The sequence below is a fragment of the Hymenobacter aquaticus genome (assembly GCF_004765605.1).
In the GTDB taxonomy this organism is placed as follows: domain Bacteria; phylum Bacteroidota; class Bacteroidia; order Cytophagales; family Hymenobacteraceae; genus Hymenobacter; species Hymenobacter aquaticus.
Genome location: NZ_SRLC01000002.1, coordinates 1,572,679 through 1,584,337, shown reverse-complemented (window position 1 = coordinate 1,584,337; position 11,659 = coordinate 1,572,679). Strand labels below are relative to the sequence as shown.

The 11,659-nt window shown below is 62.0% G+C and carries 8 protein-coding genes; 5 read left to right on the top strand and 3 right to left on the bottom strand.

Annotated features, from left to right (window positions below; translation table 11 throughout):
• Positions 1-154: 154 nt before the first annotated feature.
• Positions 155-1,822 (bottom strand): ABC transporter substrate-binding protein, encoded by a 1,668-nt coding sequence (locus tag E5K00_RS19370; protein ID WP_135464917.1) that lies wholly within the window; start codon positions 1,820-1,822, stop codon positions 155-157.
• A gap of 152 nt (positions 1,823-1,974) precedes the next feature.
• Between E5K00_RS19370 and E5K00_RS19365 the strand changes: the two genes are divergently transcribed.
• The 3 genes from E5K00_RS19365 (at position 1,975) to E5K00_RS19355 (ending at position 4,037) form a co-directional block, all read left to right on the top strand.
• The gene (locus E5K00_RS19365; protein WP_135464916.1) at positions 1,975-2,655 is read left to right on the top strand and encodes a metal-dependent hydrolase; all 681 of its coding nucleotides are present in this window, start codon (positions 1,975-1,977) and stop codon (positions 2,653-2,655) included.
• 103 nt (positions 2,656-2,758) lie between these two features.
• Positions 2,759-3,568, top strand: a complete 810-nt coding sequence (locus E5K00_RS19360) for a ParA family protein (protein WP_100338957.1) — start codon at positions 2,759-2,761, stop codon at positions 3,566-3,568.
• 88 nt (positions 3,569-3,656) lie between these two features.
• Positions 3,657-4,037 (top strand): hypothetical protein, encoded by a 381-nt coding sequence (locus tag E5K00_RS19355; protein WP_135464915.1) that lies wholly within the window; start codon positions 3,657-3,659, stop codon positions 4,035-4,037.
• Positions 4,038-4,226: 189 nt separating this feature from the next.
• Here E5K00_RS19355 and E5K00_RS19350 read toward each other — a convergent pair whose 3' ends face one another.
• Positions 4,227-5,270 carry a LacI family DNA-binding transcriptional regulator gene (locus E5K00_RS19350; RefSeq protein ID WP_317128885.1) on the bottom strand — a complete coding sequence of 348 codons (1,044 nt, stop codon included), beginning with the start codon at positions 5,268-5,270 and terminating at the stop codon, positions 4,227-4,229.
• Positions 5,271-5,418: 148 nt separating this feature from the next.
• Positions 5,419-6,486, bottom strand: a complete 1,068-nt coding sequence (locus E5K00_RS19345; protein WP_135464913.1) for a glycoside hydrolase family 43 protein — start codon at positions 6,484-6,486, stop codon at positions 5,419-5,421.
• Between the two features lie 480 nt (positions 6,487-6,966).
• Here E5K00_RS19345 and E5K00_RS19340 point away from each other — a divergent pair, with 480 nt between their 5' ends.
• Both E5K00_RS19340 and E5K00_RS19335 read left to right on the top strand, forming a co-directional pair.
• A complete protein-coding gene (locus E5K00_RS19340; RefSeq protein WP_135464912.1) occupies positions 6,967-8,070 on the top strand; it encodes a glycoside hydrolase 5 family protein in 1,104 nt (367 codons plus the stop codon).
• Positions 8,071-8,497: 427 nt separating this feature from the next.
• Positions 8,498-11,650 (top strand): SusC/RagA family TonB-linked outer membrane protein, encoded by a 3,153-nt coding sequence (locus E5K00_RS19335; RefSeq protein WP_167856952.1) that lies wholly within the window; start codon positions 8,498-8,500, stop codon positions 11,648-11,650.
• Positions 11,651-11,659: the final 9 nt, after the last annotated feature.

Below are 11,659 nucleotides of genomic sequence, written 5' to 3'. Positions count from 1 at the left end.
GGCGCCGGGCTGCATTCTCCCAAAATAAAGCGTGGCCCGGCCTCAGTGGCCCACGTCGGCGGCGTGTAGAGACGCATAGTTGCGTCTCAATCGTTGCGGCCGTTGTCGAACCGAACAATTATCGTTCAACGACGAGACGCAGCATATTGCGTCTCTACTCCTTGCGCACCCGCTCCAGAATCAGCTGGTTCATGGCGTTGGGCGTCAGGCCCCGGATGTTGTTCTGGGTCAGGCGCACCACCTGGTCGTAGTAGAGCGGAATAACCGGCGACTCGGCCACCACAATCCGGTCCATCTGCTGGTAGAGGGCGTAGCGCCGGGCCACGTCCTGCTCCCGGATGGCCTGCTCGTAGAGTTGGTCGTAGGCGGCGCTTTTGAAGTGGGTTTTGTTGGGGCCGGCCGGGGCGAAGTTCTTGCTGTAGAACAAGGCCAGGTAGTTTTCCGCGTCGGGGTAGTCGCCCAGCCAGCTTTTGGTGAAAAAGGCGGCCCGGCCGTTGTCCACCATTTCCTGCTGGGCCGCCGACTGGTTCACCTCGATGCTGACCGTGACGCCCACCTCGGCCCATTTCTTCTGCAAATACTCGCACACTTCCTTGCGCTCAGCCACCGTGCCCAGGCGCAGCTTGAGCGGGTTCTGGGGGCCAAAGCCGGCGGCCCGCAGCAGCTCCCGGGCCTTCTGGGGCTGGTAGGTGTAGCCCGGCACCAGCTTTTCGCTGTAGGACGGCAACGACGAGGGCACGAAGCCCGAATGGCCCGGCACGCCCACGTTGTTGAGGAAGTAGGCAATCAGCTCGGGCTTGTTCAGGGCGTAGCTCAAGGCCTGCCGCACCCGCACGTCGCGCAGGGCGGGGTTGGCCGCGTCGCCGCGCAGGTTGGTCGGGTCCAGCTGAAAGCCCAGGTACTCGGTGTTCAGGTAAGGGGCCTTTTGCAGCCGGAACTTGCCCTGGAAGTCTTCCCGCACCGTGCCGTCGGGGTGCATAATCAAATCCCGCGAGCCGGCCCGGATGCCCGAGAGAAAGTCCAGCTTGCCCTGCATGAAAGTCAGGAACTCGGTTTTGCGGTCCTGGATAAAGCTGATCTGCACGGCATCGAGGTAGGGCAGCGCCCGGCCCTGCTCGTCCTGTTTCCAGTATTGGGGGTTGCGGTGGTAGATAATGGCGTTGCCCTCGTCCCACTCCCTGAACCGGAACGGCCCCGTGCCCACCGGGTGCTCCCGGAAGTCCTTGCCGTACTTGACCACGGCCTCGCGCGGCACCACGTAGGCGTAAGGCATGGCCAGAATGCCCAGAAACGGAATAAACGGCTCCCGCAAGTGAATGCGCAGCGTGGAGTCATTCGCGGCCACGAAGCAGGTATCCGACGGCTCGCCCCCCTCCTTTTCCAGGACTTTGCCCCGGAAAATCCAGCCGCCGGGGCTGGCGGTAGCGGCGTCGAGCAGGCGCTTAAAGCTGTAGACGAAGTCCTGGGCTACCACGGCCCGGCCCTTGCCGCCCGCGAATACCTCGGCATCGTGAAACCGCACGCCGGGCCGCAAATGGAACGTGTAGTGCCGGCCGTCGGAAGAAATTTCGTAGCGCCGGGCCAACGCCGGCACCGGCTGCAGGGCCGAGTCCAGCTCGACCAGCCCGTTGTAGAGCTGGGTCACGGCCCAGATGTTGGCCTGCTTGTTCGAGAAGGCCGGGTCCAGGGAGGTCAGGGCCTCGGGCTGGTTGTAGCGGAAAACCCGCCGCGCGTCGGTAGTTTGCGCGGGGCCGCCACAGCTGGCTAACGCCGTGAGCAACGGGACAACATAACCGGCAAAACGGCGGGCGGACGACAGCATGGGAACGGGGGAATCGCTTATATTTGTGCAAAACTAAGCGTATAGCTCCTAGCTTTTGGCTAATAGTTGTCGTCTTTCCGCCGGTCGTTGCTTTTTGCGGCTGCTTTCCCGCAAAGCAGTTTCTCCGGCAGCCTCCCGCCAACCGCTTTTCTATGAATCTGACGTATTACGGCCACGCAAGCTTCCTGCTCGAAACCGGTGGCAGCAAAATCCTCTTTGATCCGTTTATCCGGCCCAACCCGCTGGCCAAGGACATCGACGTGGCTGCCATCGAGGCCGACTACATCTTCCTCAGCCACGGCCACGGCGACCATGTAGCCGATACCGTGGAAATTGCCCAAAACACCGGCGCCGACCTGCTGGGCATGGTCGAGCTGCTGAGCTGGTTTGGCGAGAAGGGCCTGAAAGCCACCTACCAGATGAACCTGGGCGGCACCGTGCGGCTGCCCTTCGGCACCGTGAAGCTGGTGGCCGCGGCCCACAGCTCCTCCCTGCCCGACGGCTCCTACGCGGGCCTGGCGGCGGGCTTCATCATCGAGTCGGAAGGCAAGACGCTGTACTTCGCCGGCGACACGGCCCTGACCTACGACATGAAAATCATCGGGGAGCGGTATAAGCTGGATGCGGCCCTGCTGCCCATCGGCGACCATTTCACGATGGGCATCGACGACGCGCTGGTGGCCGCCGACTGGACCGGCGCCGGCAAAATCGTCGGCATGCACTTCGACACCTTCCCCCCCATTGCCATCGACCACGCCGATGCCCAGGCCAAAGCCTCGGCCGCCGGCAAGGAGCTGGTGCTGATGAAAGTCGGCGAAACGATTACCTTATAAGTTGAATGAAGGGAGTTGATTGTTGATTGTTAATCGTTGCCAAGGCGAACAATCGACAATCAACAACTACCAATCAACAACTAACAATCAACCATCACCCCTCATGGGAAAAATCATTGCGGTAGCCAATCAGAAGGGCGGAGTCGGCAAAACCACTTCGGCCATCAACCTGGCAGCCAGTCTGGCGGCGCTGGAGTACCGGACGCTCCTGGTGGATGCCGATCCGCAGGCTAACGCCACCTCGGGCGTCGGCTTCGACCCCAAGGACATCGAAAACAGCATCTACGAGTGCATGGTGGATGGCATCAATGCCCAGGACATCATCCTGAACACCAACATTCTGCCCCACCTCGACCTGATGCCTTCCCACATCGACCTCGTCGGGGCCGAAGTGGAGATGATCAACCTGCCCAACCGGGAGGAAAAGATGAAGGACGCCCTGCGCCCCCTCATCGACCAGTACGACTTCATCATCATCGACTGCTCCCCGTCCCTGGGCCTGATTACGGTCAATGCCCTCACGGCGGCCCACTCGGTAATCGTGCCGGTGCAGTGCGAGTATTTCGCCCTCGAAGGCCTGGGCAAGCTGCTCAACACCATCAAGATCATCCAGAGCCGCCTGAACGAGGAGCTGGAAATCGAGGGCATCCTGCTCACGATGTACGATGTGCGCCTGCGCCTCTCCAACCAGGTGGTGGAGGAAGTAAAGCTGCACTTCCAGCAGCTCGTCTTCGACACCATCATTCCCCGCAACGTGAAGCTGTCGGAGTCGCCCTCGTTCGGCATCCCCGTCATCCTGCACGACGCCGAAAGCAAGGGCAGCATCAGCTACCTCAACCTGGCCCGCGAAATCGTGGAGAAAAACGTGGAAGCCGCCGGCGCCCCCGAAGCCACGGAAGGCGAGGCCGCGTAAGCTCCTGATTTGGTTATTCTAGACAGAAAAGGCCCGCACACATTGCGGGCCTTTTCTATTACTCATATTACTCATACTGCCGTAGTCTATGGAATCCTATACGCAAATGAGTGGTCATCGCCCTGATTTTCGCGTCAGCTACACGATGTACAGCGCTGAGGAAAGCGGACGGTATAATCCCGCGCCTCAGCACATCCGCTGGGATTTTCGCTACGACGACAAGGCCATATCGACCAGTACTTTCATCATCTGGCCGGAAATCCTGCTCCCTGACGGCGCAATGCTGACCGATGGGCCGGTGCCGATGTATGGGCTGGCCGATATGTTTATCATACTTCCCACCTCCCGGGCTTTTCATCAGCGGCATATCAAACCGGGCGTGCGGGGGTATTTCGTGGAAGGGCCCCGGCGCATGGCCGTGTGCGAGGTAATCGAGGTAATCGGGCTGTTTGAGAATCCCATCTCATAGGCTCCGGCAGTCGCTCGGCTACGCCTGAGCAGCTTTGCGGCGAATTGCCCCGCCCCGCCTGCTAACAACCAAAGTTTCCAAAGCACGCGTGAGCCTCGCGTCCCCGCCAGCGGCCATTGATACCTCGTTACAACGCATTGTCACTAGGTCATTAGCCATTGCCACCCGGTCAGCAGGCGTTGCCACGCCCTACTTCCCCACCGCCTCCTTCACTGCCCGCAACGACGAGCCCCGAATCAGCAAGTCGGGTTGCAGCACGATGCGGCGGGGCGAAAACAAGGAGCTGCGCTCCTCCCGCATCTCCAGGAACAGCCGCACGGCGGCCTGCCCCATCTGCTCGCAGCGCTGATCCACGGAGGTCAGCATGGGCTCGGTCAGGGACGTGAAGGTTTCGTTGCTGAACCCGGCCAGGGCCATGTCCTGCGGGGCCCGCAGCCCGTGGCGCTTCAGCTCCTGCATAGCCCCCACGATGGAAAAGTCGCTGGAAGAAAAGATGGCGTCGGGCCGCTTTTTCAGCCGCAACATCTGCTGCATGCCCGTCACGCCATCTTCCTGGGTCATGTCGCAGTGGAAAATCAGCTCCTCCTCCACGGGCAAACCGGCTTCCAGCAGCGCGTCGACGTAGCCCAGGCGCCGGTTTTTGTAGATGTTCAAATGCAGCGGCCCGCCGAAGTGCGCGATGCGGCGGCAGCCCTGGGCCAGCAGGTGCCTCGTGGACTGGTAAGCGCCCTCCCGGTCGTCGATGACCACGGCGCTGACGTCGAGCCCGTCGAGCACCCGGTCGAAGAAGACCAGGGGAATTTCCTGCTTGCGCACCTTGTCGAAATGCTTAAAGTCGAGCGTATTGCGGGCCAACGACACCAGAATGCCCTCAACCTGGGCACTGAGCAATGACTCAATATTCTTCTGCTCGTGCTTCACGTCCTCGTTCGACTGGCAGATCATCACGTTGAAACCCGCCTTGGAGGCCACGGTTTCGATGCCCTTGACCACCATCGTAAAGAAGTGCCCGTCGATGTGGGGCACGATTACGCCCAGCAGGTTGCTGCGGCCTTTGCGGAGCCCCGCAGCCATGTGGTTGGGCTGGTAGTGCAGCTCCTCGGCCAGCTTGCCCACCTTCTTCTTGGTAGCCGCGCTGATGGCAGGATGGTCGCTCAGCGCCCGGGAAACGGTAGAAACCGACACTCCCAACTGCTTAGCCAAATCCGAAATAGATGCTTTTGCGCGGGCCACAATCGTAAGTAATTGACAAATGAGAAAACAGCACTGCGTGCCAACTGCGCAACAGCTACGCAAATAGTCGGCTAAGCAAAGCAAAATTTGCGGGAAATTTGCGCTTCTGTGCTCACGAGCTACGGGACGGAAACAGGTAGCTGGCTTTCTAGGGCAGGGGCTGCGGAGTATAGGTTGGCCCCTGGCAGCGGGGCCCCTGGGCAGTCCAGGCCAGCTTGTCGATGCACAGCTGCCGTTCCTTCATGGCCGGGTCCCAGGCGTGGTACACCAGGTATTCGGTTTTGCCATCCGGACTAAGCACGTGCGAGTGGTGCCCCGGCCCGCGCACGTGGCCCGCCACCGCGTGCAGCACCCGCGGCCCCTGTTCCGCCCCGGCATCCGAGTACGGGCCCAGCACCGAATCGGCCACGCAATAGTCGACGCCGTAGCGGGGCGTCAGGAAGTTGGCCCCGCTGTAGAAGCAGTAGTACTTGCCCGCGTGCCGGCGCACGAAAGGCCCTTCCAGGGTGTGCCACTCGGCAAACGTGCGGTTGTCGTAGAGCGGCATGAGGCGGTTTTTCTCGAACACCGTCCAGTCGTGCCGGGCCCGCATCACCGTGCGGCTTTCCCCGGCCAGGCGCGTCATGTCCAGGAGCCGGTCCACGACCAGGCCGGTGCCGGGCCGGTAGCCGTGGTCCGAGTCGATAAAGTCGCGGGCGTAAAACAGGTACCACTGCCCGTCGGTATCCCGAAACGGATGGGCGTCGATGGTAAACTTGCTGGCGGGCACGTCCAGCCGGGCCACCTGGGTGTAGGGTCCCTGCGGCGTTTTGCTGGTGGCCACGTGCAGCCGGTGTCCCACCGAAGCGCCAATGGCCCCGCCGCCCAGGGAGTAGTACATGTAAAAGGTGCCCTGCTGATACACCACTTCCGGTGCCCAGAAGTCGGCCCCGGTGGCGCCTTCCGGCGGGGTCAGGGCCCCGCCCGCCGGCTGCCAGTCCACCAGATTGGTCGAGGTCAGCACCGTGAAAATGCGCCCGTCGGCCGTGCGCCCCTGCCCGGTGGTGCCGAAAGCGTAGTAGCGCCCCTGGTGGCGCAGCACGAACGGGTCGGGAAACTGCCCGGCATACACCGGGTTGGTATAGGTGCGGCCGGCGGCCCGGGCCGCCTGACTATGCAGGGCCAAAGCTGCCAGGCCGCTGGCAGCCTGCTGAAGGAAATGACGACGGGAAGGCATAAGCAGCAGCGGCTAGGTTGGAAAGAGTGGGAAGCAAAGGCCACGCCCGGGTGCAGACGGTAACGGACAGTGGTGGTTTCAAATGAGCTGGAAAAAGCAAAACAGATGACAGAACGAGATGAAGACGCAATAGCCAACCGCTAATTCCAGCGTTTTACGCCAGCTTCCCCTCCACTTTCGACAAAATACAAAGGATATGCAAACGTTTGCGTGCGTATTCGCGTACAGCGGATCATTATAGAATATATAGTATCCCGGATAAACGCTTCCTACCTCACCCGGAACTGGCAGCCTGATGCTCCCCACAGCTATAAATAGCAAAGTACCGAGAACAATATAGCATATATCTTAGAAACAATATGCTAATGGGTTACTTTCTGTTGCCAATTTGCCCGGGGCAGTCGCTTCCCAACGTCACCAGGGTATACCAGTTATAAGTGTACGCAAACGTTTGTAATTCCTTTCTCCAACCCTTGCCTTATGAAGAAGCTTCTACTGTTTCTTTTCGTACTGTTGGCCGGTGGTTCGTCTTATGCCCAGCAACCCCGGGCGGCGACGGGAAAAACGCACGCTGCCCGCGCAGCGCAGCCCGCCGGACAGCGCTGGACGGCGGCTCGGGCGCAGGCCTGGTACAGGGCCCACCCTTGGATCAGCGGGGCCAACTTCACACCCAGTACGGCCATCAACCAGCTGGAAATGTGGCAGGCCGCGACCTTCGACCCGGTCACCATCGACCGGGAACTGGGCTGGGCCGAGGGTATCGGCTTTAACACCATGCGGGTATTTCTGCACAGCCTGGCCTGGAAACAGGACCCCAAAGGCTTCAAGGAGCGCCTGAATACCTACCTGGCCCTGGCCGATAAGCACCACATCCAGACGATGTTCGTCTTTTTCGACGACTGCTGGAACAAGCAGGCCACCATTGGGGCGCAGCCCACGCCGAAACCCGGCATCCACAACTCCGGCTGGCTGCAGGACCCCGGCGACCCGGCCTCGCGCGACTCGGCCACGTTCATGGCCCTGCGGCCCTACGTGCAGGACGTGCTTAGCAGCTTCAGGCACGATAAGCGCATTCTACTCTGGGACTTATACAACGAGCCCGGCAATTCGGGCAAGCTCACGGCCTCGCTGCCCCTGCTGCGCAACGTGTTTGCCTGGGCCCGGGCCGTCGACCCCGACCAGCCGCTGAGCGTGGGTTTGTGGGCCTGGGACTTCCAGGCGCTGAACACCTACCAGGCCCTGCACTCGGACATCATCACCTACCACAGCTACGACGAGGCAGCCATTCATCAGCGCCTGATCGAGCTGCTGGAAACCCACGGCCGCCCGCTGATCTGCACCGAATATATGGCGCGGCCCCGCAACTCGCGCTTCGCCACCATCATGCCCATGCTCAAAACGCAGAATGTGGGGGCCATCAACTGGGGCTTGGTCGACGGCAAGACGAACACCAAGTACCAGTGGGATACGCCTTTGCCCGACGGCAGCGAGCCGGCCGAGTGGTTTCACGAGGTGTTCCGGCGTGATGGTACGCCCTACCGCAAGGAAGAAACGGAGCTGATCCGCAGGCTGAACGGCCGATAGCGCCACCGGTCAGGTGGGTGTTCATTACGCCGCAATGTCCAGCCATTCCGCGCAAACGTTTGCGAGTCCATCAGCACCCGCTCCGACTACTCACAGCGCGGCGAGCCAGACGCGGACCGGAAGCTCTTGCTGGGCCGGCACAACGAAGCCGCCCAGCACAACACTGGTATTTTACTAGAAATAAGTAATACAATTTCCTGACATTAACTATATTAGTGTCTATAGTTACTCCGGAATATTGCCTTTAGCTCACCCGGATACCGCCGTGGTAGCTGCCTGCCACGCTTCCCGTCGGGGCCTCTTGCCAGTTGAAGAAGAGGCTTTCATGCTGCCTTACAACGCAAACGTTTGCGGATTTGTGAGTACCGAAGTACACGCCTGCAACGCTTTTCCGCTTCTTTCCTCCCCACCTCTACCCATTTCCGCTATGAAGTACTCCTTACTCAGAATCCGTAGGCTGACCCTGCCCGCCGCGCTATGTGGTTTGCTCCTGCTTCCGGCAGTATCTCCTGACGCGGCGGCGCATCCCGCTCCTACCCCGGATGCGGCCCGGGCCTCAGCGCCAGTGGCCGCCCCCGTGAGTGGGCGGGTGGTCGATGAGAAAGGCCAGCCCATGCCCGGCGTGACCGTCCTCGAAAAGGGCACGACCAACGGCGTAACCACCGATGCCGACGGGCGCTACACGCTCACCGTGGCCGACAACGCCACCCTGACGTTTTCCTTCGTCGGCTACCTGAGCCAGGATGTGCCCGTCAGTGGGCGCGGCGAGGTGAACGTGGCCCTGGCCGTGGACGCCAAGCAGCTCAGTGAGGTGGTGGTAGTGGGGTATCTGACCCAGAACCGCCAGGACGTAACCGGCTCGGTGGCCAGCGTGAGTGCCCAGGAAGTGCGCCGGGCGCCGGTGGCTTCCGTGGGGGAAGCCATTCAGGGCCGGCTGCCGGGCGTGCAGGTCAGCAACTCCGGGCTGCCGGGGCAGGCGCCCAACATCAACATTCGCGGCCTGGGCACCATTGCCAGCGGCAGCGGCCCGCTCTACGTCATCGATGGGCTGTGGGTGCAGAACCAAAGCGGGCAGCGCGACTTCAACCCCGCCGACGTGGAATCGGTGCAGGTGCTGAAGGATGCCGCCGCGCTGGCGCCGTACGGGGCCTCGGGCGCTAACGGCGTGATTATAATTACCACCAAGAAGGGCCGCTCGGGACCACCGTCGGTCAGCTTCAGTGCCAACGGCGGGGTGCAGAACATTATCCGGCGGCTGGATCTGGCCAACGCCCAGCAGTGGGCGGCCATCAACAACCAGGCCTACGACAACACCGGCCAGCCGCGCCAGCCGTTTGCCGCCAATCTGCCGGCCGGCATCGACACCGACTGGCAGGACGAATTTTTCCGGCAAGGCTCCGTGCAGGATTACAACCTCGGATTTTCGGGCGGAGCGGAGAACTCCAACTACAACGTGACGGGCGGCTACTTCCGGCAGAGCGGCACGGTCGTGGGGCCGAAATTTGACCGCTACAGCTTCCGGGTGAACACGGGCTTCAACCGGGGCCGATTCCGGATTGGGGAAAATATGCTGCTCACGCGCACCAACCAGACGCGGCTAAACTACGCCCCGCTCACGGGCTCCCCCTTCATCAACCTGCCCCAGCTGCTGCCCGTCACCCGCGTGTTCGACTCCGGCGTGCCCGGCGGCTACGGCATTGGCAACGCCAACGCCAGCACCTTTGCCACCAACCCCATTGCGCTCCAGGAGCTGTTCAACAACACGGGCGTCTCAAACCGCCTGCAGGGCAACGTGTACGCGGAAGTGTCGCTGTTCGACTTTCTGCGCTACCGCCTCAACCTGGCCACCGAATACCACGGCTTCCACGACCGGGAGAAGCGCCAGTTCGGCGTGTGGCGCCTCAACGACCCGACGACGCCTTCCTCGTACGCCGAAAATCAGGGCAACGAGCTGTTTGGCATGGCCGAGCACACCCTCACGTTTGATAAGAGTCTGGGCGACCACAACCTGACGGCGGTGGCCGGCTACAGCCAGCAACGCTTCGAGCAGGAATTTACGCGGGGCGTCAACTTTGAATACGGGCGCGGCCCCACCTACTACTGGGCCCTGGACGCGGGCAGCCAGACGCCCCAGGCCATTGGCTCCTCCTTCGTCTGGTCGAAGCGCTCCTACTTCGCGCAACTGAGCTACGACTACAACCAGCGCTACCTCGTGACGGCCGCTTTCCGCCGCGACGGCTCCTCGCGCGTGGACCCGGCCAACCGCTGGGGCAACTTTGGCGCGGCCTCCGTGGGCTGGCGGATTTCGCGGGAAGCCTTCTTCGAGAACGTGGGCGTCGTCTCGGATTTGAAGCTGCGCGCCTCCTACGGCCGCCTCGGCAACGACGTGCTCAACGGCGCGTACGGGGGCTCCTATCTGTCGCAGGGCTTCATCAACCCCAACGCCAACTACGTGCTGGGCGGGAGCATTCAGAACGGGGCTATTCAGACGGCTTACTCCAGCACGGGCATCAAGTGGGAAGACCGCCGCACCACCAACGTGGGCTTCGACGCGGGCTTCCTGGAAAACCGCCTGACCCTGGCCGCCGACTACTACGTTTCCAAAACCTACAACGCGCTGATCAACCCGGACTTGCCCCTGACTTTCGGTAACGCCGGCCCCAACCCGTTCCGCAACCTGGGCAAGCTGGAAAACAAGGGCCTGGAGTTTGTGCTGGGCTATACCGACACGCGCCACCCGTTCCGCTACGGGGCCACGGCCAACCTGACGACCCTGAAAAACACGGTGCTGGACCTGGGCACGGCGGCGGGCGAGTCGACGGGGGCTCCCAACTTCTTCAACGGCGGCCCCCAGGAAATTACCCGCACCGAGGTCGGCCACGAAATCGGCTCGTTCTACCTCTATCAGTTTGATGGCATCTACCAGACCGGCGACCAGGGCATTCCGGCCGGGCTGAAACCCGGCGACGTGCGCTACAAAGACCTGAACGGCGACGGCCTCATCACGCCCGACAAAGACCGGGCGCACGTGGGCCGGGTGTTTCCCAAGTTTCAGTACGGGCTCAACCTCACGCTGGGCTACGGCGCCTTCGACCTGACGGCCTTCGTGCAGGGCGTGCAGGGCAACGACGTGTTCAACGTGGCCAAAACCTGGTACGAGCAAACTAGCAACAACACCAACTACCTGGCTGACTTCAGCCCCTGGACGCCGACCAACCCCTCGAACACCACGCCCCGGGCCCTGCGCTCGGGCGGCAACGCCGGCGACGCGCCCGGCTACAACGACCGGTTCAACACCACCCGCTGGCTGGAAGATGGCTCCTATGCTCGCCTGAAAAACCTGCAGATCGGCTTTACGGTGCCCAAGCCCCTGCTGGAGCGCACCAAGTACATGGCCTCGCTGCGCGTCTTCGCCACGGGCCAGAACCTGTTTACCATCACGGACTACAGCGGCTACGACCCCGAAACCATCGGCAGCGGCACCTTCAATACCCTGGGCAACAACCTGGCCCGCGGCGTCGACGACGGCTCCTACCCTAACCTGCGCTCCTTCACGCTGGGCATTCAGGCCGGTTTCTAACGCATTTTC